The sequence below is a fragment of the Sphingobium sp. FG58 genome (assembly GCF_057809055.1).
This window is the reverse complement of sequence record NZ_JBMDJF010000006.1, coordinates 172,874-199,297: the sequence shown is the minus strand read 5'-3', so window position 1 is coordinate 199,297 and position 26,424 is coordinate 172,874. Positions and strand designations below refer to the sequence as shown.

At 63.4% G+C, this 26,424-nt stretch carries 21 protein-coding genes, 1 pseudogene and 1 riboswitch; of the genes and pseudogenes, 14 read left to right on the top strand and 8 right to left on the bottom strand.

Annotated elements, in window-relative coordinates; translation table 11 throughout:
* Positions 1 to 11 precede the first annotated feature (11 nt).
* From ACODR8_RS10115 to ACODR8_RS10105, 3 genes are all read right to left on the bottom strand, one after another.
* Positions 12 to 902 (bottom strand): transglutaminase family protein, encoded by an 891-nt coding sequence (locus tag ACODR8_RS10115; RefSeq protein WP_489007107.1) that lies wholly within the window; start codon positions 900 to 902, stop codon positions 12 to 14.
* Positions 899 to 3,277: a circularly permuted type 2 ATP-grasp protein gene (locus ACODR8_RS10110; RefSeq protein WP_489007155.1), complete on the bottom strand. Its 2,379-nt coding sequence runs from the start codon at positions 3,275 to 3,277 to the stop codon at positions 899 to 901. Before ACODR8_RS10110 ends, ACODR8_RS10115 begins: the two co-directional genes overlap by 4 nt.
* Before the next feature lie 97 nt (positions 3,278 to 3,374).
* The gene (locus tag ACODR8_RS10105) at positions 3,375 to 6,734 is read right to left on the bottom strand and encodes a transglutaminase family protein (protein ID WP_489007154.1); all 3,360 of its coding nucleotides are present in this window, start codon (positions 6,732 to 6,734) and stop codon (positions 3,375 to 3,377) included.
* A gap of 138 nt (positions 6,735 to 6,872) precedes the next feature.
* A riboswitch (TPP riboswitch) is annotated at positions 6,873 to 6,982 on the top strand.
* Between the two features lie 43 nt (positions 6,983 to 7,025).
* Between ACODR8_RS10105 and thiC the strand changes: the two genes are divergently transcribed.
* The 6 genes and pseudogenes from thiC (at position 7,026) to ACODR8_RS10075 (ending at position 14,392) form a co-directional block, all read left to right on the top strand.
* Positions 7,026 to 8,990, top strand: a complete 1,965-nt coding sequence (gene thiC, locus ACODR8_RS10100) for a phosphomethylpyrimidine synthase ThiC (protein ID WP_489007106.1) — start codon at positions 7,026 to 7,028, stop codon at positions 8,988 to 8,990.
* A 96-nt stretch (positions 8,991 to 9,086) separates the two neighbouring features.
* Positions 9,087 to 9,240, top strand: a pseudogene (locus ACODR8_RS10095) (ClpX C4-type zinc finger protein); the annotation flags it as partial.
* Positions 9,241 to 10,216: 976 nt separating this feature from the next.
* A complete protein-coding gene (locus ACODR8_RS10090; protein WP_119750047.1) occupies positions 10,217 to 10,444 on the top strand; it encodes an AbrB/MazE/SpoVT family DNA-binding domain-containing protein in 228 nt (75 codons plus the stop codon).
* A 6-nt stretch (positions 10,445 to 10,450) separates the two neighbouring features.
* Positions 10,451 to 10,858: a type II toxin-antitoxin system death-on-curing family toxin gene (locus tag ACODR8_RS10085; RefSeq protein WP_489007105.1), complete on the top strand. Its 408-nt coding sequence runs from the start codon at positions 10,451 to 10,453 to the stop codon at positions 10,856 to 10,858.
* Between the two features lie 275 nt (positions 10,859 to 11,133).
* On the top strand, positions 11,134 to 13,893 hold the full coding sequence (locus tag ACODR8_RS10080) for a TonB-dependent receptor (protein WP_489007104.1): 2,760 nt from the start codon (positions 11,134 to 11,136) through the stop codon (positions 13,891 to 13,893).
* A 76-nt stretch (positions 13,894 to 13,969) separates the two neighbouring features.
* Positions 13,970 to 14,392 (top strand): response regulator, encoded by a 423-nt coding sequence (locus ACODR8_RS10075; RefSeq protein ID WP_489007103.1) that lies wholly within the window; start codon positions 13,970 to 13,972, stop codon positions 14,390 to 14,392.
* 66 nt (positions 14,393 to 14,458) lie between these two features.
* Here ACODR8_RS10075 and ACODR8_RS10070 read toward each other — a convergent pair whose 3' ends face one another.
* From ACODR8_RS10070 to dnaN, 3 genes are all read right to left on the bottom strand, one after another.
* Positions 14,459 to 14,656 carry a hypothetical protein gene (locus ACODR8_RS10070; protein WP_489007102.1) on the bottom strand — a complete coding sequence of 66 codons (198 nt, stop codon included), beginning with the start codon at positions 14,654 to 14,656 and terminating at the stop codon, positions 14,459 to 14,461.
* Between the two features lie 109 nt (positions 14,657 to 14,765).
* Positions 14,766 to 17,336: an EAL domain-containing protein gene (locus ACODR8_RS10065; RefSeq protein WP_489007101.1), complete on the bottom strand. Its 2,571-nt coding sequence runs from the start codon at positions 17,334 to 17,336 to the stop codon at positions 14,766 to 14,768.
* Between the two features lie 146 nt (positions 17,337 to 17,482).
* The gene (gene dnaN, locus ACODR8_RS10060; RefSeq protein WP_006958571.1) at positions 17,483 to 18,595 is read right to left on the bottom strand and encodes a DNA polymerase III subunit beta; all 1,113 of its coding nucleotides are present in this window, start codon (positions 18,593 to 18,595) and stop codon (positions 17,483 to 17,485) included.
* 171 nt (positions 18,596 to 18,766) lie between these two features.
* On the opposite strand from dnaN, the gene ACODR8_RS10055 reads away from it, so the two are divergent.
* The 3 genes from ACODR8_RS10055 (at position 18,767) to ACODR8_RS10045 (ending at position 21,219) form a co-directional block, all read left to right on the top strand.
* A complete protein-coding gene (locus ACODR8_RS10055; RefSeq protein ID WP_489007100.1) occupies positions 18,767 to 19,255 on the top strand; it encodes a hypothetical protein in 489 nt (162 codons plus the stop codon).
* 47 nt (positions 19,256 to 19,302) lie between these two features.
* Complete coding sequence (gene rlmN / locus ACODR8_RS10050) at positions 19,303 to 20,571, top strand: dual-specificity RNA methyltransferase RlmN (RefSeq protein WP_489007099.1); 1,269 nt, start codon at positions 19,303 to 19,305, stop codon at positions 20,569 to 20,571.
* A gap of 225 nt (positions 20,572 to 20,796) precedes the next feature.
* On the top strand, positions 20,797 to 21,219 hold the full coding sequence (locus ACODR8_RS10045; RefSeq protein ID WP_489007098.1) for a hypothetical protein: 423 nt from the start codon (positions 20,797 to 20,799) through the stop codon (positions 21,217 to 21,219).
* A gap of 59 nt (positions 21,220 to 21,278) precedes the next feature.
* Here ACODR8_RS10045 and ACODR8_RS10040 read toward each other — a convergent pair whose 3' ends face one another.
* Positions 21,279 to 21,785: an outer membrane beta-barrel protein gene (locus ACODR8_RS10040; protein ID WP_489007097.1), complete on the bottom strand. Its 507-nt coding sequence runs from the start codon at positions 21,783 to 21,785 to the stop codon at positions 21,279 to 21,281.
* 320 nt (positions 21,786 to 22,105) lie between these two features.
* On the opposite strand from ACODR8_RS10040, the gene ACODR8_RS10035 reads away from it, so the two are divergent.
* From ACODR8_RS10035 to ACODR8_RS10015, 5 genes are all read left to right on the top strand, one after another.
* Positions 22,106 to 22,825 (top strand): cytochrome b/b6 domain-containing protein, encoded by a 720-nt coding sequence (locus ACODR8_RS10035; RefSeq protein WP_489007096.1) that lies wholly within the window; start codon positions 22,106 to 22,108, stop codon positions 22,823 to 22,825.
* The gene (locus ACODR8_RS10030) at positions 22,822 to 23,568 is read left to right on the top strand and encodes a molybdopterin-binding protein (protein WP_489007095.1); all 747 of its coding nucleotides are present in this window, start codon (positions 22,822 to 22,824) and stop codon (positions 23,566 to 23,568) included. Before ACODR8_RS10035 ends, ACODR8_RS10030 begins: the two co-directional genes overlap by 4 nt.
* A gap of 31 nt (positions 23,569 to 23,599) precedes the next feature.
* Positions 23,600 to 24,841 carry a class I SAM-dependent methyltransferase gene (locus ACODR8_RS10025; RefSeq protein WP_489007094.1) on the top strand — a complete coding sequence of 414 codons (1,242 nt, stop codon included), beginning with the start codon at positions 23,600 to 23,602 and terminating at the stop codon, positions 24,839 to 24,841.
* A 112-nt stretch (positions 24,842 to 24,953) separates the two neighbouring features.
* Positions 24,954 to 25,244: a hypothetical protein gene (locus ACODR8_RS10020; protein WP_489007093.1), complete on the top strand. Its 291-nt coding sequence runs from the start codon at positions 24,954 to 24,956 to the stop codon at positions 25,242 to 25,244.
* Positions 25,245 to 25,343: 99 nt separating this feature from the next.
* Positions 25,344 to 25,619, top strand: a complete 276-nt coding sequence (locus ACODR8_RS10015) for a DUF3297 family protein (protein ID WP_489007092.1) — start codon at positions 25,344 to 25,346, stop codon at positions 25,617 to 25,619.
* A 24-nt stretch (positions 25,620 to 25,643) separates the two neighbouring features.
* Here the strand turns inward: ACODR8_RS10015 and ACODR8_RS10010 are convergent, their stop codons facing one another.
* Positions 25,644 to 26,366 (bottom strand): CHAP domain-containing protein, encoded by a 723-nt coding sequence (locus ACODR8_RS10010; RefSeq protein ID WP_489007091.1) that lies wholly within the window; start codon positions 26,364 to 26,366, stop codon positions 25,644 to 25,646.
* Between the last annotated feature and the right edge of the window lie 58 nt (positions 26,367 to 26,424).

Below are 26,424 nucleotides of genomic sequence, written 5' to 3'. Positions count from 1 at the left end.
CGAAGTAGGCTTCACGCCATCTCCTCCTCCGGCACGACATCCACCATCGCCTGGATGCTCTGGCCCCCGCCGCCGACGAACAGGCCGTCCATTGGCGCGACATCGGCATAGTCGCGGCCCATGGCGACGAAGAGATGGCCGTTGCCGGTGATGCAGCCATTGGTGGGATCAAAGCCGATCCAGCCGCGCGTTGGCCCGCACCATAGCATGACCCAGGCGTGCATCGCGTCCGCGCCGATCAGCCGGGGGCGGCCGGGCGGCGGATCGGTGCGCAGATAGCCGCTGACATAGGCGGCAGGCAGCCCGGCCAGCCGCAGCGCGACGACCATGACATGGGCGAAATCCTGGCACACGCCATGACGCGCGGCAAAAGCGTCGGCGACTGGCGTGCTGGCGTCGGTCGCGCCCGGATCATAGGCGAACTCGGCGCGGATGCGCAGCGCCAGCGCCAGCGCGGCGGCGACGACCGGGCGTTTCGGGGCCAGCCCGTCGCCGACCCACTCGCCGATTTCGGCCAGCAAGGGCGCGCGGGTGGAGGCATAGAGATAGAGGGCGGGGGCCGACGCGCTCATGTCGCGATCGACCAGCGCCGCCTTGGCCACTGCGCCGATGGTGGGATCATCGGGCTGGGGTTCGGGCGGGGCGCTGTCCTGCACGCCGATACGGAATCGGCTCTCGATCGTCAGCTGCCGGATCGGGCTTTCGATCACCAGCCGCGCGACATGAACCGGCCAGGCACCGGGGCGCGACGCGATGATCGACGGGACCGGATCGACCGTCAGCGCATAGTCGGATGTCCATTGCCCGGCCCAGGGCGCGGGGCGCAGGCGCAGGTTGAAGCGGGCAAGCCGCATCGGCGCGGCATAGCGCAATATGGTCTGGTGGCGGACATGGTAGATCATGACAAAAGGTCCGCTCCATCGGCCTTTTCCGCCTTGCGCACTTGCAGGAAATAGCGCTGGCCGATCGCGTCGGACAGGCCGAGCAGGCGGTTTTCGACGTCGTTGACGTCGGCGATGGTCAGCATATCCCCGGTCAGCGGGCTGAGCCGCGCGACCAGCGCATCGGCCAGGCGCTTTGGCTCTTCCGGCATCCCGTCGCCGCGCAGCGTCGGCAGCGCCGCGATATGATCGGCCAGAAGCTGCGCCTGATAGACGATGGCACGCGGATTATGCGGCTCCAGCGCGACCAGATCGCGCACCGGGGGCAGCGCCGGGCCGGTCAGGTAACGGGTGCGATAGCTGATCTGGCTGTCATTGAGGTCCAGCAATACGGTCAAGTCGTCCGCGCTCGCGCCATCGCCACCGAACAGGCCGAGCAGGCGGCAGCCATTGATCGCCCGCTCCATCCGCCGCCCCATATCGTGAAAGCGCCACCCTTCGGTCCTGCCCATATTTTCCGCGGCCAGCCCCGACAGCGCCGAAATCCGCTCGATCATGCGGGACGAGGCATCGAGCAGGGTTTCGGTCACTGCGCCATCGAATGTGGGCAGCGGCAGGCGCACCAGCCGCCAGAAATCGCTCGCCAGCCGGTCGCGCAGCCCTTCGCCGATATTGCCGACGCTGGCCATCAGCGCGCGGACGCTGCCCGACTGGCGCGCATCGCCCAGCGCGGTGGCGCAGAGCGGGCCGACCGGGCCACCGCCGTCGCGGGCGATCGCGCCCCACAGCACCAATTGCCCCACCAGCCGGTTCATCGTTGGCGACGCGACCGAGGGGCCAAGGTCCGCCTCGATCGACCCGCCGACAATGGCGCGGATCAGCCGCAGGGTCATTTCCGTCCGCTCGATATAGCGGCCCAGCCAATAGAGATTGTCCGCCGCCTTGGCCGGCAGCATCCCGCCGATCCGCCGGATCGGGGGCGCGCCGCCGCCCAATAATGTGTCGGGCGGCACTGGCTGACTATCGACCACGCACATGTCGGCGGACATGTCGCCCTTGCCCATCAGCGCGGCGCGAATATCGCCATGGCCCGCCAGCCGCGCAAAGGCGCCGGGCATGACCCGCCACTGGCCCTGCGCGTCGCGCGCCACGAACACGCGCAGGGTGAAGGGTAGGGGCGTCAGCCGTCCGTCGACCACTGCCGGGGTAGTGGAGAGTTTGACCACCTCCTGCCCGACATAATCCATCGGTCGCCGCGCCATGGCCTCGGCCAGCGTGGCGCGTTGCTGTGCATCCAGTGCCGATCCGGGGGTGAAGCGCGCGTCGGGCAGGCCCGCGACGTCCTGATCGAAGGCGGACCCTACGACCAGCCGGTCCAGCCGATCGCGTACATAGGCGCGCTCCTCGCCCTGGCCGCACCACCAGGTCGCGATATTGGGCAGGATCAGGTCCGCGCCCAGCAGTGCCTTGCTCAACTGCGGCAGGAAGGCGGCAAAGGCGCGCGATTCGATCACCCCCGCGCCCGGCCAGTTGGACAGGACCAGCCCGCCGCGCGCGCAGGCGTCGAACAGGTCGGGCACGCCGATGCGCGACTTGCTGTCGAACGCCAGCGGATCCATGAAGCGGCTGTCCATCCAGCGCCACAGCCCGTCGATGCGCTTCAAACCCTGAATCGTGCGGACGAATAATTGCCCGTCGGTGACGATCAGATCCTCGCCCTCGACCAGCAACAGGCCCAGATAACGGGCCAGATGCGCCTGTTCGGCATAGCTCTGGTTGAAACGGCCCGGCGTCAGCAGGCCGATGCGCGGGTCGGATCGCTCGCAATCGGCCGCCAGCCCCCGGCGCAGATCGTCGAAAAAGGGCGCAAGCCGCCGCGTGTTCATCGCGCCCAGCAGATCGCCGGTCGCGCGCGACAGAGCGAGCCGGTTTTCCAGCGCATAGCCCACCCCCACCGGGGTCCGCACCCGATCGGCCAGCACGCGCCATTCGCCCGCCGGGCCGCGTCCGATATCGGCGGCGTAGAAATGGAGGTGATGGCCGCGCGGTGGCGGCGTGCTGGTCATCACCCGCCAATAATGCGGGCTACCGGCAATGACGCTGGCGGGCAGCTTGCCATCGCGGACCAGCGATCCGGCGCCGTAAATGTCGCCGATTACCTGTTCCAGCAATTCGGCGCGCTGGGCCAGACCCTGTTCGATATGCGCCCATTCGCCCGCATCGATCAGCATCGGGATCGGCCCCAGCGGCCAGGATCGTTCCTGCTCGTCCCCGGTCAGGCGGAACGCCATGCCCAGGTCGATCGCCTGCCGCGCGACATTGTCCGCCAGCATCGCCGGATTGCCCTGCGCCTGTGCCGACAGCCGGTCCAGCATCGCGCGCCAGCGATCCTGCATGGCGGGCGCTGCACCGGCAAACAGATCGCCCGCTGGAGCCGCGGCCAGATAGGCGTTGGCCCAGTCCAATCTTGTGTCAGCGTCCACCAAAGCGCCCTTACGCGCCCGGATGCCTGAAGCGCAGGTCCAGCGTCATCGGGAACTCGCCGGCCGGTTCGGCGGCGGGCATGTCGACCGGGCCGGGGGTGTGGCCATGGTCCTGAAAACGCGCCTTGCGCCGCGCTTCGGCTTCATATCCGTTGATCGGCAGCGTGTCATAATTGCGTCCGCCTGGATGCGCGACATGATAGACGCAGCCGCCCAGCGACCGCCCGCTCCAGCTGTCCAGCACGTCGAAGGTCAGCGGCGCATTGGCGGGCAGGTTGGGGTGCATACAATTGGCGGGCGCCCATGCTTTGTAGCGCACACCGCCCACGCCCTCGCCCGGCACGGAGGTTGCCGTCATCGGCACCTGTCGCCCGTTGCACGCAACGATATGCCGCCCGGCGACCAGACCCGTGGCGCGGACCTGCAACCGCTCGGTCGAACTGTCGACGTAGCGCACCGTGCCGCCGATCGCCCCGGTTTCGCCCAGCACATTCCAGGGTTCGAGCGCATGGCTGATTTCAAGGGCAACGCCACCGGCATCGACCGTCCCGTGGATGGGGAAGCGGAACTGGCGCTGCGCCTCGAACCAGTTGGGGTCGAAATCATAGCCCGCGCCGCGCAGGTCGGAGAGTATCTCCAGAAAATCGGCCCAGACGAAATGAGGCAGCATGAAGCGATCATGCAGGGTCGTCCCCCAGCGCACCAGATTGCCCTGCTGCGGCTGCCGCCAGAACCACGCCGCCAGCGCCCGGATCAACAATTGCTGCGCCAGGCTCATCCGGGCTTCGGGCGGCATTTCAAAGCCGCGAAACTCCAGCAGGCCCAGTCGCCCGGTGGGGCCATCGGGCGAGAACATCTTGTCGATGCAGATTTCGGTGCGGTGGGTGTTGCCGGTCACATCGACCAGCAGGTTGCGGAACAGCCGATCGACCAGCCATGGGGGCGGCGACGCGCCTTCGCCCGCGAACGGGTTGGGCACCTGCGCCAGTGCGATCTCCAGCTCATACAGACCGTCATGCCGCGCCTCGTCGATGCGCGGCGCCTGGCTCGTCGGGCCGATGCACAGGCCTGAAAACAGGTAGGAGAGCGAGGGATGCCGCTGCCAGTAGAGGACGAAGCTTTTGAGCAGATCGGGCCGCCGGATGAAGGGCGAATCGGTCAGCGTCGGCCCGCCCAGCACGATATGATTGCCCCCGCCGGTGCCGACTGAGCGGCCATCGACCATGAACTTGTCGGCGGTCAGGTCGCACTCGCGGGCATAGGCGTACAGCTGTTCGGTGATCGCCACCGTCTCGTCCCAGCTGGAGGCGGGATGGACATTGACCTCGATCACGCCGGGGTCGGGCGTGGCCTTCAGCACCGCGATGCGCGGGTCGGGCGGGGGCGAATAGCCCTCGATCCGCACCGGAATCCGCAGCGCCTCGGCCGCCGCCTCAACCTCCGCGATCAGCTCCAGATAATCTTCCAGCGCCTGCACCGGGGGCAGGAATACCGACAGATAATGGCCGCGCGGCTCGACCGTCACAGCGGTGCGGACGGCTCCTTCGATGATGACCTGTTCGACCCGGTCCTGCGCGGCCATGCCGCCTTCGGGGCCAGCCACACGCTGCGACTGTTGCGCGCGCACTTCTTCGACATTGGCCTGTTGCACCACCTGCGCCCGGAAATCGGGCAAAGGCTCGCGCGGTTCGCTGGTGTCGCGCGGGTGGATATAGGGGTAATCGGACGGCGGCACATAGGGCAGGGAGCCGAGCGGCAGGCGGTAACCCAGCGCCGAATCACCTGGCACCGCGAACAGCTTGCCGCGCCGCAATTGCCAGATTTCGCTCTGCCATCGCGGCTTGCTTACCTGCGACTGCCAGCGCTGCACCGGCAGCACATAGCCGACCGGCTGATCGAGGCCACGCTCGAACGTCTTGACCATCCGCGCGCGCGCTTCGGGGTCGCTGATCTTGGGATCGTCGGTGGTGGCGTTGATCGGCAGTTCCGATTCCTTGATCGACCAGACCGCCGGATCCTCGAACACCGCATGGGTATATTCGTCGGAAAAGCCCATATTGGCCGCCATATGGCCAAGGAACGCGCGGGCGTCGTCCGGCGTCACGGTGCGCGCGCCTGTCGGAGCATCGTCGGGCGCGATCAGGCTTTCGTCGTGCCAGATCGGTGTGCCGTCCGTTCGCCAATAGACCGCGTAAGCCCAGCGCGGCAGGCTTTCGCCCGGATACCATTTGCCCTGCCCATGATGCAGCAAGCCGCCCGGTGCAAAACTGGCCCGCAGCTTGCGGATCAGCCGGTCGGCATAGGCCGCCTTGGTCGGGCCGACCGCATCGCCATTCCATTCGCCCGCATCGCCGCCATCCACCGCCACGAAGGTCGGCTCGCCACCGATCGTCAGCCGCATGTCCTGCGCGGCCAAATCGGCGTCCACCTTCGCCCCCAGCGCCATCACCGCGTCCCAGCGCTTGTCGGTGAAGGGCTTGGTGATCCGCACCGCTTCGGCAATGCGGCTGACGGTCATCGCGAAATCGAAATCGACCTCGGCGGGTTCGGCCATGCCGCTGATCGGCGCGGCGGATTTGTAGTGCGGCGTTGCGCAGAGCGGGATATGCCCTTCGCCTGCAAACATGCCGCTGGTCGCGTCCAGCGCGACCCAGCCTGCGCCCGGCACATAGGCCTCCGCCCAGGCGTGCAGGTCAACGACGTCTTGGCTGACTCCTTTCGGCCCCTCGATCGGCTCGACGTCCGCGACCAGCTGGATCGAGTATCCCGACACGAACCGCGCGGCAAAGCCCAGCCGCCGCAGCAATTGTACCAGCAGCCAGGCCGAATCGCGGCACGATCCGGTGCCGATTTCCAGCGTCTCCTCCGGCGTCTGGACGCCCGCCTCCATGCGGATGACATAGCCCACCTGTTGTTGCAGGCGGCGGTTGACCTCGACCAGAAAATCGACCGTGCGGCTCTGGTAACCGGCATATTGATCCACCATCGTCTCGAACAGCGCGCCCTGCGGCTCGACATCGAAATAGGCGGCCAGATCGGTTTTCAGCTGCTCGTCATAGGCGAAGGGATAATTTTCCGCGTACGGCTCCACGAAGAAGTCGAACGGGTTGATGATGTCCAGATCAGCAAGCAGGTCGACCTCGATACTGAAATGATCGACTGGCTCTGGAAACACGACCCGCGCCAGCCAGTTGCCGTGCGGGTCCTGCTGCCAGTTCAGGAAATGCCCCGCCGGCTCGATCTTCAGCGCATAATTGGGCACCTTGGTCCGGCTGTGCGGCGCGGGGCGCAGGCGGATGACCTGTGGGCCAAGCCGGATTGGTCGGCTGTAGCGATAGGCGGTGCGGTGGTGGAGCGCGGCTTTGAGCATGGCGCGGATCAAACGCTACCCCCTGTTGCAATGCAATATGCAAATGATTTGGCGGGCAAAGAATCTGCGCGGACACGGCCCGCCCCGGCGATGCCGCGACAAGCCACTGGACCCCGCGCGCCAAAGTCCTTACCGTCCCCGCCATCCCCGGGGGACCGTCCGCAGACGGTTGAGAGGCGGCTTTGTGGCCGCGACCCGCTGAACCTGATCCGGCTAACACCGGCGTAGGGAGGGCAAGCGCGCACTCACACCGCCCGCATTCTCTCTCTTTCGCTGCAAGGAGAGTGACTTATGGCAGACGTCCCCGCCCGCACCGAAATGCCCGAAGCCGAAGGCTTCATCCGCCGGCAGGCGGCAATGAACGTTACCACTGGCGCTATCCGCGGATCGAAGAAAATCCATGTCGGCCCGCTCAAGGTTGCGATGCGCGAAATCACGCTGGAGCCGGGCAGCGGCGAAGCGCCGGTGCGAGTCTATGACACGTCCGGTCCCTATACCGATCCCAACGCGCAGATCGACATCATGGCGGGCCTGCCGCAGCTGCGCCGTGACTGGATCATCGCGCGCGGCGATGTGGAGGAATATGATCCGCGCGAGGTAAAGCCCGAAGATAACGGCCTCAAAGGCCCGGACCGCTCCGGCGGCGTCGCCCAATTCCCCGGCCTCCACCGCCGCCCCTTGCGCGCCAAGCCCGGCGCGAATGTCAGCCAGATGCACTATGCCCGTCGCGGCATCATCACGTCGGAAATGGAATATGTCGCCGAGCGCGAAAATCTCGGCCGCGCGCGCCTCGCTGAATATATCCGCGACGGGCAGGATTGGGGCGCGGAAATCCCCGATTATGTGACGCCGGAATTCGTCCGTGACGAAGTGGCACGCGGCCGGGCGATCATCCCCAGCAACATCAACCATCCCGAATCCGAACCGATGGCGATCGGCCGCAATTTCCTGGTCAAGATCAACGCCAATATCGGCAACTCAGCCGTCGCCAGCGATGTCGCGTCCGAAGTCGACAAGCTGGTCTGGTCGATCCGCTGGGGCGCGGACACGGTGATGGACCTGTCCACCGGTCGCAACATTCACGACACGCGCGAATGGATCATCCGCAACTCCCCCGTCCCCATCGGCACCGTCCCCATCTATCAGGCGCTCGAAAAAGTCGGCGGCGTGGCCGAGGAGCTGACCTGGGATATTTTCCGCGACACGCTGATCGAGCAGGCCGAACAGGGCGTCGATTATTTCACCATCCATGCGGGCGTGCGCCTCGCCTATATCCCGATGACCGCCAGGCGCGTCACCGGCATCGTCTCGCGCGGCGGCTCGATCATGGCGAAATGGTGCCTCAGCCATCACAAGGAAAGCTTCCTCTACGAGCATTTCGACGAGATCACCGAAATCTGCAAAGCCTATGACATCGCTTACTCGCTGGGCGACGGCCTGCGCCCCGGATCGATCGCCGATGCCAATGACGAAGCGCAGTTCAGCGAACTCTACACGCTGGGCGAACTCACCAAGCGTGCCTGGGCGCAGGATGTGCAGGTGATGATCGAGGGGCCGGGCCACGTCCCCATGCACAAGATCAAGCAGAATATGGACAAGCAGCTCGAAGCCTGCGGCGAAGCCCCCTTCTACACGCTGGGGCCGCTCACCACCGACATCGCGCCGGGATACGACCATATCACCAGCGGCATCGGCGCGGCCATGATCGGCTGGTATGGCACGGCGATGCTTTGCTATGTCACGCCTAAGGAGCATCTGGGCTTGCCCGACCGCGACGACGTGAAGGTCGGCGTGGTCACCTACAAACTGGCCGCCCACGCCGCCGACCTTGCCAAGGGCCACCCGGCGGCCAAGGTCCGCGACGACGCACTAAGCCGCGCCCGCTTCGAATTCCGCTGGCGCGACCAGTTCAACCTGAGCCTCGATCCGGACACAGCCGAGCAATATCACGACCAGACGCTCCCCGCCGAAGGCGCGAAGTCGGCGCATTTCTGCTCCATGTGCGGCCCCAAATTCTGCTCGATGAAGATCACGCAAGAGGTCCGCGATTTTGCGGCGAAGCAGAATCAGGACGCCGACGCCTTCATCGCGGCCAATCCTCCCCGGCACGGGGAGGGGAACCAGCCGCAGGCTGGTGGAGGGCGCGCGCCCCTGGACGCAGCCCTTGCCGAAGAGGGCATGGCCGAAATGAGCCGGGTGTTCAGGGAAACCGGCAGTGAGCTGTATATGGGCGCTGGGGATAGGGAGCGGGATTGATTGTGTAAGGGCAGGCGCCGCTATAGCGAGGATTGCAAACGAGTATCGCTTTGAGATACGTCCAACCATATAGGGCACGCAATATTTTGGGGTATCATGCAGCAAAACAACCGTCGCCGGGGCAAGCCGGAAGCTAAGGAAACTTTATTTTGTTCCTTTTGCGGGAAAAGTCAGCATGAAATTTTCAAGCTAATTGCTGGACCGACGGTATTTATATGTGACGAATGCACAGAGCTATGTGACGATATACTATGGTCTGATACCGAAAATAGAATGGCTATTAGAATAAAGACTCCTTCATGTAGCTCTTACGATGATGTTCTAAATGGTGTTGTTGGGAAAATACTTTCAGAGGCTTTTCCTCAATACGATGTACAGTATGAATTTAGAACTCCAGACAAACATAGGAGTGGGACATCTGGAGTCGCAATTTCTGTATTCTCAATTTCTGCCAATGACGAAGATAAAGAGGTCTTGCAGAGACAAGTGTCTGAGTTGGCAACCAAGCTTTCTGTCATGAATCAAAAGTTTGTTAATGAAAGTGAGAGGGCCAAAAGGATTAACGATGAGTTGGTTGATTTAAAGCAAGAATATCTCGATGTTCTTAGAAAATCTTTGGAAAAAATAAGGGATTCAGAAAGTGATCTTAGAGCAGTAATGTTTCTGGATGTATCTGGATTTTCGAAATTTACGTTTGATAATAAGCAATCTGTAGTTGATATGCTTCGAGGTATCACGCCGCCTTTGCTTGCTGATCGCGGTGCTCATGAAATTAATATGTGGGGCGACGCTATCGTTGCAACTTTTACGGATCCCAACCAAGCTATTGCTAGCGCGATAAAGTTTCTGCGTCATTTGAGTGTTGAGCAACTTGAAGCGAGAATAGGAATGGCATGGGGTGCTATTCGGATGAACTATAACCCTGCAACTGGCCGCAAGGATATTGATGGACCGATTGTCGATTTTGCAGCGCGCTTGGAACCAATGGCAAATTTAGGAACGGTTCTTTGTTCTAAAGAGTTTTCTGCGTTGGATATCGATCAGAATCTAGCTCAGTTTATTCCAGTGAAAAGGGAAATTAAAAAAGATTTTTCTACCTTTGTTGCTGGTCAAGAAATTGAACTGCTGGAGGTTAGGTTTCTTAAAAATTGAGAACAAATTTGACAGTGTAGAAGGCTATTCTTGTATGGCTTGATATCAATATGCCTCAGCGTTATAATCTCCGTATGAACGCGCCTCTCAAAATCACGAAGATCGGCAACAGCGCCGGGGTCATCTTGCCCAAGGAGTTGCTGGCGCAGTTGCGGGTCGGGCCGGGGGACATGCTCTATGTCACGCAAGCGCCCGACGGTATCCGGCTGACCGCCGCCGACCCCGATTTCGGGGCCAAGATGGACCTGGCCGAGCAGATTATGCGGGAAGATCGGGACATATTGCGCGTTTTGGCGAAGTAAGCGCGCATGGCTGATCCTGAAGGGGACCGGCGCGAACCGGTCTTGATCGAAAAATCCGTGGCGCTGGCGATTCATGATCGTCAGCTGGCCGAACATGGCGGCGGCACCGGCGTGCGCGATGACGGGTTGCTGGAATCGGGGCTGGCCCGTCCGCTCAACCAGTGGGCTTATGGCGAGGATGATCCGTGCCAACTGGCGGCGGCCTATGCGTTCGGCATCGTCCGCAACCATCCCTTTGTCGATGGCAACAAGCGCACCGGCTGGGTGCTGGCGCGCCTGTTCCTGGCGCTCAATCGGGTTGCGTTGACCTTCGATGCGACCGACGCCACCCGCACGATGATCGCCTTTGCCGCCGGCAATCTCACCGAAACCGACCTGGCCGACTGGTTTCGCCAGCATATCACCGCCGCCTGAAGCCCGCGCCTGAAGCCCGCATCTGTCCTACTGCGCCGGTTGCTGCTAACCTCGCCCCGGCTCCTTCCTACCGTCTGCTTTCCCTGCCCCGACAGCGCACCCCTGCGTTGATCGCCCGCTGACTTTGCGTGAAATTTCCATGCGCGACATGGGCGAACTTAGCGAACTTCCGCGCGCCGATTACATCTTGCGACAATTCCCGCTGGCCCTTGCCACTATTTTGCGACAACTGCCCGCTAGAGGGAGAGGCAAGAGATTTGTCCGGGGGTAAATACGTGCGCCGATCCGCTTCGTTCGTCCTGTTTTCGCTGATGCTGGGGGCCGCGCCCGGCGCATTGATGGCGCAAGTTGCGCCGCAGGCTGCCCCGCAAATGGACGATGGCGAGGAAATTATCGTCACCGGCCAGCCGCAACGCGGCGCGGTGCTGGGCAACATCGAACCCGAACAGCAGCTCAGCGGCGCGGACGTCCGCGCGCTGGGCGTCACGTCCATCTCCGAATTACTCACCGAATTGTCGCCCCAGACCAACGGATCGCCCGTTGTCCTGCTCAACGGCAAGCGGATTTCCAGCTTCTCGGAAATTTCCGACCTGCCGTCCGAAGCGGTCGCGCGGGTGGACATATTGCCCGAACAGGTCGCGCTCTCCTATGGCTATGCGCCCACGCAAAAAGTGGTCAACATCGTCCTGCGCCAGCGCTTCCGCGCCGAAAGCATCGACCTGCGCGGCGGCACCACCACTGATGGCGGGCGGGACAATGGCCAGGCGGAGGGCGGTTTCCTCCGCATCCAGGGCGACAATCGCTTCACCCTGAACGTCAAATATAGCCGCGCCGCGCAATTGCTGGAAAGCGAGCGCGACATCGTCAACACAGGCAGCTCCCGCGTCACCGCCACCACACGCGGCGCGGAAATCGACCCGGCGCTCTCTGCGCTCGCGGGCGCGACTGTGACCCAGACCGGCATCCCCGCCAGCGCCGCGACGGCCCTGCCGACCCTCGCCAGCTTCGTCCCCGGCGCAACCACCAGCGAAGCGATCGACCTCACCCCCTATCGCACCCTCAGCCCCGCGACCGAGAATTTCTCAGCCAACGCCACCCTCGCCCGCGCCCTGGGCGGCGTGTCGGCGACGATCAACGGGCGGGTCGAACTGTCCGACAGCGATTCGCTGCAAGGCCTTTCGCAGGCTGCACTGACACTGCCCGCGGCCAGCCCCTTCTCCCCCTTCGCCAACGACGTTACCCTGTCCCGCTATCTGGTCCAGCCCGGCGCGCTGGGGCAGCAGGTGCGCGGGACGACGGCGCATGTCGGCGTAACCCTGAACGGGCGGCTGGGGGGCAGCTGGCAATGGTCCTTCACCGGCAATGGCGACCTGTCGATCACCCGCACCCGGACCGACCGGGGCGTCGCCACCGGCGCGATCCAGGCGGCGCTCGATGCAGACGACGCCAGCGTCAACCCCTATGCCAGCTTCGCCCCCGACCTTCTCGCCACCCGCCTGACCGACCGCGCCCGCGCCAAGTCGCAGGCGCTGCAGGGCGACTTGCTAGTCAGCGGGGCGCTGTTCGACCTGCCCGCCGGGCAGGCGATGACGTCGGTGCGCATTGGCGCGTCGGCCAACGGCTTTGAAAGCCGCTCCATCCGCGCCGGGGTCGAAAGCCCGTCCGACTATAGCCGGGAGATTGCTAGCGGTCAGGTCAGCATCGACCTGCCGCTCACCAGCCGTTCGCGCGACGTCCTTGGCGCAGTCGGCGATATTGGCGTCAATCTGAACCTTGCCGCGCAGCAGCTTTCCGACTTCGGCACCCTCTCGACGCTCGGCTATGGCCTGCGCTGGCAGCCGGTCAAGGCGGTGCAGCTTTTGATGTCCGCCAATCAGGATCGTGCTGCGCCGACCGGCACGCAGATCACTGATCCGCTGATCTACACTCCCAACGTCACCGTGTTCGACTATGCGACCGGGCAGAGCGTGTTCGTCACCCAGCTGTCGGGCGGCAACGCAAGCCTGCGCGAAAGCGTGCGCGACCAGTTCCGCCTCGGTGCCACGATCAAGCCGTTCGACAAGCCCAATCTGACGCTGACCGCCACCTATCTGAACAGCCGCACCAGTAACCCGATCGCCGCTTTTCCGTCGCCCACCCCGGCGATCGAGGCGGCCTTCCTCCAGCGCTTCCTGCGCGACGCGGACGGCAATCTGCTCCAGATCGACACGCGCCCGACCAATTTCCTCCGCTCGCAAAGCGAACAGCTCCGCTGGGGCTTTGACCTGTCGATCCCGCTCAAATCGCACATCCAGAAAGTCATGGAGGCCTGGCGCGCGGCGGGCGGCAAGCCGGAGGATCGGCCGCCCGAATTGCAGGCCCTGTTCGGCAACCGCCAGCCCCGGCCCGAAGGCGCCCGTGCGCCCGGCGAAGGCGGTGACCGGCCCCGCGGCGAGGGTGGCATGGGAGCAGGCGGAGGACGTCCGGGTGGCCCCGGCGGCGGCGGCTTTGGCGGCCCGCGTGGTCCCGGCGGCGGTGGTGGGCGGCTGAGCTTCAGCCTCTATCACACCTGGCACCTGACCGAGAGCATCACCATCGCGCCCGGCGTGCCACAGCTCAACCTGCTGGATGGCGACGCGACCGGATCGTCAGGCGGCCAGCCGCGTCATGAGCTGGAGGGGCGGATCGGTTATATGAATAACGGCATCGGCGCGCGGCTGGGCGTCGATTGGGAAAGCGGCACCCATGTCGATGGTGCGCTTGGCGGGGCATCGCGGCTCGACTTTGGCAGTCTGGCGACGGTCAATCTGCGCATCTTCGCCAATCTGGGGCAGATGCCGCAGCTGGTGAAATCCGTACCCTTCCTGCGTGGCGCACGGCTGTCGATCGGCATCGACAATATCTTCAACCAGCGCCGCGAGGTGACTGACGCAACCGGCATGACGCCGCTGCGTTACCAGCAGGATTATCTCGACCCGCTGGGCCGCGCGGTGACGATCAGCTTCCGCAAGCTCTTCTTCCCCAATTTTGCCGCCAATAATCGACCACGTAGTTAAATTGCTGTTAGCCACGCCTAAAGCATGATGCACCCCGGTCGTTATGATGTGCATAAACGGTTCGGGGAGACGGCAGATGAAGCCTATCAGAATTGTGGTGGTCGACGATTCGCTCACCATCCGTGCGATGATCGAAACCCTGCTCGAACGCGACCGCCGGGTCGAGGTGGTGGGCATCGCCCGCGACGGGGTGGAAGCGATCGAGATGATCCGGGCCGAAAAGCCCGATGTGGTGACGCTCGACATCGCCATGCCCGGCAAAGACGGCATGACGATATTGGACGAGATTATGGACATGGAACCATGCCCGGTGATCATGCTGTCCAGCCTGATGCGTGACGGCGCGCCGATCGTCGCCGAAGCGATGGACCGGGGGGCAGCCGCCTGCTTCAACAAGGCGATGATCGTGCGCGAAGCGACCCGATTCGTGACTTTGATCAAGAACGTGGCGCGAGGCCTCATCGAGGCGGAAGCGGAACCGGTTGCGATCGCCGCCTGATCATAGTGCGACTAACGAAATAGGGGGCAGGGGCAAATCGCTTCTGCCCCCTATTTCGTGTCCCGATCAATCAGGGGTCGATGCATTGGAACTGGCCAGCGCCATTGCCTGCGCCGTGCCTGTGGCGGGCTTCACCGTCGCGTCCTCGCCGGACAACATATAGGCGCTCAGCGTCGCGATGCCCAGAACCAGCGCCATGCCGATGACGGCCAGCCCGTTGCGACGTCCGCGTCTCTTTACATTACGATCATTTCTATCAAGCATCGGCTGTCTCCATCGAGGGTATGTGCCGATCATAATCGCCACGCAAACGCGCAGTTCCGGGGTGATTTCGTGATATTTTATTGCTGGAAACGGCAGTCCCGGCGTCCCTTCAGGACGCCAGCGCCCTTGGCGCATTGCGCAGCGCGGCGATATCCACGGTTCCGGCAAACTCCACGCCCATCCTGTCGTCCTTCGACCAGCGGGCGGTCGCGTTGATGAACTGGCCTTCGCCCAGCTCGATCGCGAACAATGTGCCGAGCGGCACGTTCCACAACCCCTCGATCAGCGCGCCGGTGGCGGAGATGTTGCGGACCCGGCCGGTATAGACATGGCCGTCATGATGCACGCCGATGGTGCGCAGCATCGTCTTGCGTTCCGGGCGGCTCGACTGGAAGCCGTCAGCCGATGCGGCGGAACCAGTGGCACGCTGGCCGGCCAGCACATCGGCGGCGGGCATCGGGCGGCCATAGATATAGCCCTGGATATGGCTGCATCCCAATTGCCGGATCAGCGCTAGTTCGTCCTGCGTTTCCGCGCCTTCGGCCGTCGTATCCATGCCCAGCGCCTCGGCCAGGCTGACGATCGCCTTGATGATCGCGCTGTTGCGGCTGCCCTTGGTCGCGGCACCGCGCACGAAGCTCTGGTCGATCTTGATCTTGTCGAACGGCGCTTTCTTGAGATAGCCGAGCGAGGAATAGCCGGTGCCGAAATCGTCGAGCGCCAGCCGCACGCCGAGCGCTTTGAGCCGCGCGAACATCGCGTCGGTGCCGTCATCATCGTTCAGGAATACGCTTTCGGTGATTTCCAGCTCCAGCCGTTCGGGCGCAAGCTGCGCACTGGCCAGGGCGTTCATCACCGTGGATGGGAAACCCGGATTGGCAAATTGGGTCGGCGATACATTGACCGCGACCCGAATATCCTCCTGCCACTGGACGGCATCGCGGCATGCGGTGCGCAGCACCCATTCGCCAATCTGCGCGATCAGCCCGGTATCTTCGGCGATCGGGATGAACAGGGCGGGGGAAATCGGCCCACGCACCGGATGTTGCCAGCGCAGCAGCGCTTCATAGCCGGTAATCTGCTCGGTCTTGGACGATACGACTGGCTGATAGACCAGATGCAAACCATCCGCGGCCAGCGCATGGCGCAGATCCTCTTCCAGCGCGCGGCGATCTTCCGCATCGGCGTGCATGTCCGACGAATAGAAACGATGGACGCCCCGGCCATTGCCCTTGGCCGCGTAGAGCGCCAGATCGGCGTTGCGGATCAGCGCGTCGGCGGTCACGCCATCCTGCGGGCAGGAGGAGATGCCGATCGACACACCGATGACGACCGCTGTCCCCTCGATCGAATAGGGCTGGGACACGGTGCCGATGATGCTTTGCGCCAGTTGCGCCAGCATCGTCTGGTCCTGATGTCCCGGCAGCAATATCTTGAACTCGTCGCCGCCCTGCCGTCCGACAAGGCCCAGATCCCCGACCACTCGCTGCAACCGCTGGCTGACCTGCCGCAACAGCGCGTCGCCCGCGGGATGGCCCAGCGTGTCGTTGACGCTCTTGAACCGGTCGAGGTCCAGCATCATCAGCGTGCAATCGCCTGCTTTGCCATGGCGGTCGGCGACGGCCTGCTCCAGGGAGCGTAGCATCTGGATACGGTTGGCGAGGCCCGTGAGCGAATCGAACTGGGCCAGCCGCGTGACCTCTGCCTGGCTGCGGCGCATTTCGGTCAGGTCCGTGCCTGATCCGCGAAAGCCGTGAAACTGGCCATATTCGTTGAACACCGGCTGGCCGGAAATCGACCACCAGCGCTCCTCCTGCGCCATGGCGGCGCGGACGGAGATGTCGGAAAAGCCGGTGCGCGCCGACAGGTGAAAGCCCAGCGTGCGCTCACCATCGCCCTGCTGTTTGTCGCCGGGGCGGATGATTTCGGTGATCGGACGGCCGATCAGCCCGCCCTGCGGCGCATCGAGCGTATGGGCCAGCGTATCGGAAATATAGGTCAAACACCCTTGGCGGTCGGTTTCCCAGAACCAGCCGCGCCCGGTGCGCTCATGTTCCTGCAACAACCGGTCGGACCGCTGCGCGCGCAAATCCTGCCGCTGGCGTTCGATCGCACGTTCCCGGTCCGCCGTCGCCTGCCGCAGCGTCGCGACCGCCATGACGATGACGCAGCTGACCAGCAGGCCAATCTGCGCCAGGCCTGCCTTTTCCGTGACAGACACCAGCAGCGCCCCCAGAAAATAGCTGATCCCCAGCAAGCGCCGGTCGCCAAAGATACACACCGCCAACAGCGCGACCGCCAGTTCCGGCACGGCGGCCAGGAACAGCGAGTCCGACGATGCCTTCGGATCATGCCCCAGCCACAGGCTGAAGGTCAGGCCGGACAGGAACAGCATTGGCAGCATCAGCCAGTTCTGGATATGCGGCATCCGCTCTTGAAACAGCGACCAGCGCGGCACCACCATCAACGCGCCGTCAACCAGCAGCATTACGGTCATGATCACCGCCTGCTCACTGTCACCGGGACGATAGAAGGGGATGCCCAGCAGGGTGATGACACACAGCTTGGCCAGCAGGATCAGCGGCCACAGGCGCGCAATCTGGACAAAGGCACCGGAAATCCAGGACGCTGCAACCTCGGTCCCGCTCTCCGCCAGTCCCAGCGCAACCATGAGCGACATGGAACGGGAGGGACTATCGGTAAGGGACGCGCGCAATGGAGACATGCGCTTTATTTAACGTCCGTTCGTTTATATAGAATTACTTCAAACGACGGGACTTTTGCATGTTTAACGGCACTAGACGCGCCGACTAAACATGCGGCTCGTCACACCCGCATCGGCATGAGTACGTAGAGCGCCGGGCTACGGTCATTCTCACGGATCAACGTTGGTGCGGCAGCATCGGCCAGATGCAGTTCCACCGTTTCACTGTCGATCTGGCCCAATATGTCGAGCAGATAGCGCGCGTTGAAACCGATGTCGAAACCCTCGCCCTGAAAAACGCCCGACACTTCTTCGGCTGCCGTGCCATTTTCGGGGCTGGTCACCGACAGGGTGATCTTGTCGCGGTCCAGGCTCATCTTGACCGCGCGTGTCTTTTCGGTGGCGATGGTTGCGACGCGATCCACCCCTTCCTCGAAACTGCGCGGGTCGATCTTGAGCAGTTTGTCGTTCGCGGTCGGGATGACGCGGCTATAATCGGGGAAAGTGCCGTCGATCAACTTGCTGGTCAGGATCGCGCTGCCCAGGCCAAAGCGGATCTTGCTGGCGGACAGCGAAATCTGCACCGACCCCTCGACCTCGTCGAGCAATTTGCGCAATTCGCCGATACATTTGCGCGGGATGATGATGCCGGGCATCCCGTCCGCGCCATCGGGACGGGGCACGGTGACGCGGGCGAGGCGATGGCCGTCGGTTGCGGCGGCCTTCAGCACCGGCTGGCCGTCGTCGGAGACGTGGAAATAGATGCCGTTCAGATAATAGCGCGTCTCTTCGGTCGAGATCGCAAAGCGCGTCTTGTCGATGATCTGCTTCAACGTTTCGGCGGGCAGTTCAAAACTGGTCGGCAGGTCGCCCTCGGCGATCACCGGGAAATCGTCGCGGGGCAGGGTGGACAGGTTGAAGCGCGCGCGCCCGGCCTGGATCAGCATCTTGCCATCGGCCGCCTGCAACGACACCTGGCTGCCTTCGGGCAGCTTGCGGGCGATGTCGAACAGGGTGTGGGCCGAAATGGTGGTCGCGCCAGCCTGCTCCACCTGCGCGGAAATGCTTTCGACGACCTGAAGGTCCAGATCGGTCGCCATCAGCTTGATCGCGCCATCGGCCGATGCCTCGATCAGCACGTTGGACAGGATGGGAATCGTATTGCGCCGCTCGACCACCGACTGGACGTGGCTCAGGCTCTTCAACAGCGTCGCGCGTTCGATGGTGGCCTTCATGTCCCTGTTCTGTCCGTTTCTTTTTTGCAAGTGGCCCGGATGCACTCGAATCCGGGTGACTATGATGGATGGTTCTTCATAACCGCTGTTGCGGCATGGGCAAGCACTCGCTCACGCTTTCCCACAGCAGGACGCTTGCAAAACGGGACAGGGTGCGCTCTGCCTTGGCGCATGAGCCGCATCGCCGCCCTCCTGATTGTCCTGCTGATGGCCGCCATGCCCGCCGCCGCGCGGGATTCGCTGGGCATGTTCGACCGCTGGGGGGCATTCCGCGATCCTTCGATTCCGCGCTGCTACGCAATCGCCCGGCCAGCCAAACGCGACGGACGGGTCGGTCCGGGCTTCGCCTCGGTCGGCACCTGGCCGCGACAGAAGGTGCGGGGCCAGGTCCATTTCCGTCTGAGCCGCAGCCGCGCGGACAAGGCGCCCGTGACGCTCAGCGTCGGCGAACGCCGTTTCACCCTGGTGGCGGGGCGCAGTGACGCCTGGGCCGCTGACCAGCGTGGCGACGCAGCGATCATCGCCGCCATGCGATCGGCCAGCAGCATGAGCATCCAGACCAGCGATGCGCAAGGCCGCGCCTTTGCCGACAGCTACGCCCTGCGCGGCGCGGCGACGGCGATCGACGCAGCGGCTCTAGGGTGCGCGCGACTGCGGTAAAGCGGCGACGCTTTAATAATCCGCGAAAATCGACTATGGGCGCGGTCATGCAATCAGCCGCCAACCCCATCATGCCGATTCCCGGCCTTATTGATCCTGTGCCCGTGCCACGCGCCGTGACCCCGCGCGCCGACGGTCGCACCGACCTGCTCGGCCTGTCGCGGCCGCAGATCAAGTCCGTGCTGGAGGAAGCGGGGCTGGACGTGAAAGCGGCAAAGCTGCGCTCGAAACAGCTGTTCCACTGGCTCTATCATCGCGGTGAGACGGATTTCGAGGCCATGACCGATCTGGCCAAGCCGATGCGCGGCTGGATGGCGGAACGCTTCGTGGTCGGTCGGCCGCAGGTGGTGGAGGCGCAGGTTTCCACCGATGGCACGCGCAAATGGCTGCTCCGCTCGGACGACGGGCAGGATTATGAGATGGTATTCATCCCCGATGCGGATCGCGGCACTTTGTGCGTATCGAGCCAGGTCGGCTGCACGCTCAATTGCCGCTTCTGCCACACCGGCACGATGCGCCTGGTCCGCAATCTGACGCCCGGCGAAATCGTGGGCCAGGTGATGCTGGCGCGCGATGCGCTGGGTGAGTGGCCCAAGGGCAATATGGGCAGCGCTGCCGCCATCCCGGATGACGAAGATGAGGACGCCCCGCAATATTCGCCCGACGGGCGGATGCTGACCAACATCGTCATGATGGGCATGGGCGAGCCGCTCTATAATTTCGAGCATGTTCGCGATGCGCTGAAAGTCGTGATGGATGGCGATGGCCTGGCCCTCTCGCGCCGCCGCATCACCCTGTCGACCAGCGGGGTCATCCCGATGATGGCGCGGGCGAGCGAGGAAATCGGCGTCAATCTGGCTGTTTCGCTCCATGCCGTGACCAAGGAAGTGCGCGACGAACTGGTGCCGATCAACAAGAAATATGGGATTGAGGAGCTGCTCCAGGCCTGCGCCGACTATCCTAAGGCCAGCAATGCGCGCCGCATCACCTTTGAATATGTGATGATCAAGGACAAGAATGACAGCGACGATGATGCGCGCGAACTGGTCCGCCTGATCCGCAAATATAAGCTGCCGGCCAAGGTCAACCTGATCCCGTTCAACCCCTGGCCCGGCACCGACTATGAATGTTCGACGCCGGATCGGATTCGCGCGTTCAGCAGCATCGTGTTCGAAGGCGGCATTTCCGCCCCCGTCCGCACCCCGCGCGGGCGCGACATCATGGCGGCCTGCGGGCAGTTGAAATCGGCGAGCGAAAAGAAGAGTCGCGCTGAGCTGGATCGGCTGGCGGAGGAAAAGCAGGCGGCGCTGGGCTGAGGGGGTAATCCTTCCCTTGCGGGGGACCATTGCGAAATTTGGATGCCGTCACAAATCTTGGTCATTCCCGCGAAGGCGGGAATCCATCTCCCACCTTTGCACCTGCTGATAACGCCGGAGATGGATCCCCGCCTGCGCGGGGATGACGTAGAAATCTGTGAAGCATCAATTTCCCAATGATCCCACGGCGGGGAGGATGCATTTGATGCTTGGGGGAGCCTGACGATGACCGATGACGAGATTGAGCGGCTGGCCACCGGCTTTTGCGCCTGCACCCTGCCGAAAGCCGAATGGACCCACGGCGCGCATTTCGCGACCGCCTTGTGGCTCATCCTCAAACGGCCCGACATCACGCCCGAACGCGACATGCCCGCCATGATCTGCCGCTATAATGAGAGTGTTGGCGGGATAAACAGCGACACGGGCGGTTATCATGAAACGATCACCCAGGCGTCGTTGCATATGACCCGCGCGCTGCTGGCTGGTCTGCCGCAAGATGCGACGCCTGCCACCGCGCTGGCCGCGCTGATGGCATCCCCATTGGGGGACAAGGACTGGCTGTTCACTTACTGGTCACGGGACACGCTGATGTCGGTCGCCGCGCGCCGCAATTGGGTTACGCCTGACCTTCAGCCCTTGCCTGAATAGAAAAGGGCGATCCGTTGCCGGACCGCCCTTTCCTTATTCCAAACTGGTCCTGAAAAGGATCAGAAGCGGAAACCGACGCCAACCATCGCGGCGTCACGGCCACCGATATTCTGCTCATATTCGGTGCGCTGATACTCAGCCGAGATATAGGTGTTCGGGGTCGCAGCGAATTCCAGACCGCCGCCGAAACGCACGCCCTCGAACGCCGCGCCAACGCCCAGCGTTTCGATGCGGGTGGTGGCATAGCCGACCTTGCCGAACGCCAGAACGCGCGGGGTGGCGACGAAGCCGACGCGCAGCGACGCGGCGAGATCGCGGCTGATTTCCACGCCGGAATCGCCGACAGTGGTGTCGCCCAGGCTGACTTCGACGCCGCCGGTGATGCGGGGGGCGAGCGCCAGGTCATAACCGGCGGTCACGCCATAGGCAAAGCCGTCCTCGTCGCCGGCATTGTCATAGCCCAGCGTTACGCCAGCGCGCGGCCCGGTGAAGGGCGCAGCATCCTGAGCGAAAGCAGGGGCCGAAACGCAGGCAGCAGCAATCGCTGCGAAAATCACAGTTTTCATAAAGTCCTCGATATATATTCATGGCCGAATAGAGAAATTCATCCGGCGTTCAGGTTCGATGCCAAGAAATTATGGCTAAAATAACAAAACTCCTCCTGCCCACATCTCCACCTTGTCTGGGGAATATATGGCCGCGATCGGCATCGACATCGCGCAACCGCCATCTAGGTTCGCTCTTTTGGTTTGCAAAGGGGTTAGGTCTTTATTTCAAATGATTTCAATCTTCTGTTGCAAAAGTGTAACAATGCCATGGGATGGCTGTGCGCGCACCATTACGAACATCCGTGGACTAGGCGGCGTGATCGGTTAGGATAGCGCGCATGGACAGTCAGACCCCAAAGGCGACCGGCACCGTCAGGCGGCACCGCCTGTCGACACGGCTGTGGCACTGGCTGAATGCGGCATTGCTCTATGTGCTGTTCACCAGCGGGCTTGGCATCTTCAACGCCCATCCCCGCCTCTATTGGGGACAATATGGCGCAAATTTGGATGCGGCCTGGCTGGAGCTTGATCGCTTCCCCGGTTGGCTGACCCTGCCTGCGCTCTATAGCCTGGCCATGTCGCGCCACTGGCATTTGGCGGCCGCGCCGATCTTCGCCTTCGCGCTGCTTTTCTACATGCTCTGGAGCCTCGCCAACCGGCACATCGTCCGCGACCTCGCCTTCCGTCGCGATGACCTTGCCCCGCGCCATATCTGGCAGGATATCAAGGATCATGCCCGGCTGCGCTTTCCCACGGGCGACGCGGCGCTCCGTTATAATGTGCTGCAAAAGGTCAGCTATATCGGCGTCATCTTCATCCTGTTGCCGCTGCTGATCCTGACCGGCCTGACCATGGCGCCGGGGATGAATGCGGCCTGGCCTTGGCTGGTCGATCTGTTCGGCGGACGGCAATCGGCGCGTTCGCTCCACTTCATCGCGGCTTTTGTGCTGGTCGCCTTCTTCCTCGTCCATATCCTGATGGTGCTGCTGGCCGGGCCAGTGAACGAGGTGCGATCGATGATAACAGGCCGCTATCGCGTGCCGGAGGAACGGCCATGATTCTCACCCGTCGCACCCTGCTGCTGGGGGCCACCGCCACGCTGGCGGGGTGCGACCGGCTGGGGCGGAATGAAAGCGTGCGTGAAGCCCTCTTTTCAGCTGAAAATTTCCACCGCTGGGCGCAACGCAGTCTGATGGCGCGCGACGCGCTGGCGCAGGAATTCCGCCCTGACCAGATATCGCCGATCTTCCGCGCCAATGGCACCGCCAACCCCAATACGCCGGCCTATAAGGCGCTGTGGCGCGGCGGCTTTGCCGACTGGCGGCTGCCGGTGACAGGGCTGGTGACGCGCCCGCTGTCCCTCTCTCTGGCGCAATTGCAGGCGATGCCCCACCGCACCCAGATCACCCGCCATGATTGTGTCGAAGGCTGGAGCGCGATCGGCAAATGGCGCGGGGTTCCGCTGAAAACCATCCTGGAAGCCGCCGGATTGCGCGATAGCGCCCGCTATCTCGTCTTTCGCTGCGCCGACGATATGGGCGGGGGACGGCCCTATTATGAGAGTATCGACCGGTTCGACGCTTTCCATCCCCAAACGATCCTGGCCTATGCGCTCAATGACCGCCTCCTGACCGTCGCCAATGGCGCGCCGCTGCGGCTGCGGGTCGAGCGGCAATTGGGCTATAAACAGGCCAAATATCTGATGGGCATCGAAGCGGTCGCAACATTGGACGGCATCGGCAAGGGCAAGGGCGGCTTTTGGGAGGATCATGCCGGATATGACTGGTATGCCGGGATTTGACCTGCGCCGTCGGGGGTGACAGATTATCGCCATGACACTGTTCGAGCGGATATTGCGGCGACTGGTCACTCATGGCCAGTTGACGATCTTCACCCCTGACGGCACCCATTTCACGGTCGGCAAGTCCGACCCCGCTTTCCCCGATCTTGCGCTGCGGTTGCAGGACAAGCGGGTCGCCTTCGACATTGTGCGCGATCCGCGTCTCGGCATGGCCGAAGCCTATATTGACGGGCGCGTGACGATAGAGGGCGGCGGGATCATGGAATTTCTCTCCATGATCCGCGCTAATAATCCGTGGGAAAGCGGCCGATCGATCGACGCGAAAAGCGCGCTGACCCGCGGCCTCGGCAGCGTCCGGCAAAAATTGTGGCGCGCCAATCACAAGGCGCGGGCCAAGGCCAATGTCGCCCATCATTATGACCTGTCAGCCGCGCTCTACGCCCTCTTCCTCGACCGCGACCGCCAATATAGCTGCGCCTACTGGCCCGACGCCGACAATGACGCGGGCATCAGCCTGGATCAGGCGCAGGAGGATAAGAAGGCGCATATCGCCGCCAAGCTGTTGCTGAAGCCGGGCATGAAGGTGCTGGATATCGGCTGCGGCTGGGGTGGCATGGCGCTCTATCTCCACCGCACCTGCGGCGTCGATGTGACCGGCATCACCTTGTCCGAAGAACAGCTCAAGATCGCCCGCCAGCGCGCCGCCGACGCGGGCGTGGCCGACCATGTCCGCTTCGAACTGATCGACTATCGCGACATGAAGGGACCGTTCGACCGCATCGTGTCGGTCGGCATGTTCGAGCATGTCGGCACCGCCCATTTCCGCAAGTTCTTCAACACCTGCCACGACCTGCTAACGCCCGATGGGGTGATGCTGGTCCACACGATCGGCCGCATGGGCGGGCCGGGAATCACCGACGCCTTCACCCAGAAATATATCTTCCCCGGCGGCTATATCCCCGCTTTGTCGGAGATGGTGGCGGGCAGTGAGGGAACGCGGCTGATGGTGACCGATGTGGAGGTACTGCGCCTCCATTATGGCCTGACCATCCGTCACTGGTACAAGCGGGCAATGGCCCACCGCGCCGACATCATCGCTCTCTATGACGAGCGATTCTTTCGCCTCTGGACCTTCTATCTGGCCGGTGCCGCGACCGTGTTCGAACATGGCGGCATGGTCAATTACCAGGTCCAATATGCCCGCAACCGCCGCACTTTGCCGATCACCCGCGACTATATGCAGGAGGATGAGGCCGCCCTCCAGGGGCGCTGACTGGCTGAACCGCGGCTAAATGGCGTGTTCGCGGACGGTTCAGTCGGCTTGGGCCATTGTCCCCCTCATGGTCCTGCCTCTGGAGCGGCGGGGCATGTGAGGAGAGAGCGACATGAACATCATCTGGAAAGGTGCCGCGGCACTCAGCCTGACTATAGCGGGCCTCAGCCTGGCAGCCCCGGCGCAGGCGCAATATTATGGCGGCTATCGCGATGGCTGGCGCGGCGATCGTGGCCATCACTGGAATAATGGCCGCTGGGATAACAGGCGCTGGGACAATCGCCGCCATTGGCGCGGCGACCGGCGCGACTGGCGTTATCGCGGCTATCGCCAGCGCTGCTGGACCGAATGGCGCTATGACCATTATCGCGACCGTGACGTGCGCGTGCGCATCTGTCGTTGATCGCATGACCAGCCTGCAACCCGCCGCCGACCGGAGGCGGGTTGCAGCAGGACGGGCAAACGGCTAGGCGCGGCGCAACCTTGCAGGAAATATCTGACCATGAGCGACACGCCCCCCGATCATCTGTCCACCAACCCGCGCAGCCCCCATTTCAACATGGACGTGCTGCAACGCGGCATCGGCATCCGCTTCAAGGGGCGTGAGCGCAATGATGTCGAGGAATATTCGATTTCCGAAGGCTGGATCCGCGTCGCCGCCGGCAAGACCCGCGATCGCCATGGCAACCCGCTGACGATCAAGCTGAGCGGCCCGGTCGAAGCCTGGTTCCAGACTCCGCCGGCAGAATCCGAAGAAAAGCCCGCCGACGCCGAATGATCGGCATCGGCGCAGTGGCGTCGATCAGTTCAGCATCGTTTCCCGCTTCACATCGGCGATGATCGCGCTCAGCGTGCGCTGCGACGGGGCATTGTCGGCATATTCGACGATGAAGGGATCGGCCTCCAGCCGTGGCGCGGGCTTGCGTCCGTTCGCCTTGACCTGCGCCATTTGCGGCGCGGCACGTCGCGTCGCCATCGCGGCGGGCACTTGCACCTCGTCCCATTGATCGCGATCGACACGGGCAAAGCGCACGCTGCTGCCCAAGGCGGGGTCGGGCGTGAAGTCATGCAGCTTCGCCTTGGCCGGATAAATGAAGCCGAAGGTCGGGTTGGTGCGCGCGCCCATCTGCCCCGTGGGGCTATGCCACACCCGCACCTGGCTCCAGTCGCCCGCATCCGACACGTCGATCGCCAGCACATCTTCCTCGATCGCGCCCGGCACCGACCAGTTGGCATGGCGGATCAGCACGCGCCGGTCATCCAGCACGCGACTGACCACCGCGACATGCCCTAATGTCATGGGTCCAGCCGGACGAAAGGCCAGCACCGCGCCCTTTTTCGGCTTTTGCCCGCGCTTATAGTGCGCCGCCGCCTGGTCCCACCAGGTCAGCGCATCGCCGCGAATCTCTACCCCCGACACGATGCGCGCATAGGGGACGCATTGCAGCGCCGTCGCACCCCATAGGGGTGCAGCGCTCAGACCGGACAGCAGGCACACCGCCGCCCAGCGAAACTGTCGAACCATATGCGATCTCGAAACCCTGAGAATCGCCCCACCGGGATCGATCCTAGTTCCTGACCTG

Excerpts from the sequence above, each read along its gene's own strand:
- ACODR8_RS10115 (WP_489007107.1), bottom strand. The coding sequence starts at position 902 with ATGATCTACCATGTCCGCCACCAGACCATATTGCGCTATGCCGCGCCG.
- ACODR8_RS10110 (WP_489007155.1), bottom strand. The coding sequence starts at position 3,277 with ATGCAGGATCGCTGGCGCGCGATGCTGGACCGGCTGTCGGCACAGGCG.
- ACODR8_RS10105 (WP_489007154.1), bottom strand. The coding sequence starts at position 6,734 with ATGCTCAAAGCCGCGCTCCACCACCGCACCGCCTATCGCTACAGCCGA.
- thiC (WP_489007106.1), top strand. The coding sequence starts at position 7,026 with ATGGCAGACGTCCCCGCCCGCACCGAAATGCCCGAAGCCGAAGGCTTC.
- ACODR8_RS10090 (WP_119750047.1), top strand. The coding sequence starts at position 10,217 with ATGAACGCGCCTCTCAAAATCACGAAGATCGGCAACAGCGCCGGGGTC.
- ACODR8_RS10085 (WP_489007105.1), top strand. The coding sequence starts at position 10,451 with ATGGCTGATCCTGAAGGGGACCGGCGCGAACCGGTCTTGATCGAAAAA.
- ACODR8_RS10075 (WP_489007103.1), top strand. The coding sequence starts at position 13,970 with ATGAAGCCTATCAGAATTGTGGTGGTCGACGATTCGCTCACCATCCGT.
- ACODR8_RS10070 (WP_489007102.1), bottom strand. The coding sequence starts at position 14,656 with ATGCTTGATAGAAATGATCGTAATGTAAAGAGACGCGGACGTCGCAAC.
- ACODR8_RS10065 (WP_489007101.1), bottom strand. The coding sequence starts at position 17,336 with ATGTCGCTCATGGTTGCGCTGGGACTGGCGGAGAGCGGGACCGAGGTT.
- dnaN (WP_006958571.1), bottom strand. The coding sequence starts at position 18,595 with ATGAAGGCCACCATCGAACGCGCGACGCTGTTGAAGAGCCTGAGCCAC.
- ACODR8_RS10055 (WP_489007100.1), top strand. The coding sequence starts at position 18,767 with ATGAGCCGCATCGCCGCCCTCCTGATTGTCCTGCTGATGGCCGCCATG.
- rlmN (WP_489007099.1), top strand. The coding sequence starts at position 19,303 with ATGCAATCAGCCGCCAACCCCATCATGCCGATTCCCGGCCTTATTGAT.
- ACODR8_RS10045 (WP_489007098.1), top strand. The coding sequence starts at position 20,797 with ATGACCGATGACGAGATTGAGCGGCTGGCCACCGGCTTTTGCGCCTGC.
- ACODR8_RS10040 (WP_489007097.1), bottom strand. The coding sequence starts at position 21,785 with ATGAAAACTGTGATTTTCGCAGCGATTGCTGCTGCCTGCGTTTCGGCC.
- ACODR8_RS10035 (WP_489007096.1), top strand. The coding sequence starts at position 22,106 with ATGGACAGTCAGACCCCAAAGGCGACCGGCACCGTCAGGCGGCACCGC.
- ACODR8_RS10030 (WP_489007095.1), top strand. The coding sequence starts at position 22,822 with ATGATTCTCACCCGTCGCACCCTGCTGCTGGGGGCCACCGCCACGCTG.
- ACODR8_RS10025 (WP_489007094.1), top strand. The coding sequence starts at position 23,600 with ATGACACTGTTCGAGCGGATATTGCGGCGACTGGTCACTCATGGCCAG.
- ACODR8_RS10020 (WP_489007093.1), top strand. The coding sequence starts at position 24,954 with ATGAACATCATCTGGAAAGGTGCCGCGGCACTCAGCCTGACTATAGCG.
- ACODR8_RS10015 (WP_489007092.1), top strand. The coding sequence starts at position 25,344 with ATGAGCGACACGCCCCCCGATCATCTGTCCACCAACCCGCGCAGCCCC.
- ACODR8_RS10010 (WP_489007091.1), bottom strand. The coding sequence starts at position 26,366 with ATGGTTCGACAGTTTCGCTGGGCGGCGGTGTGCCTGCTGTCCGGTCTG.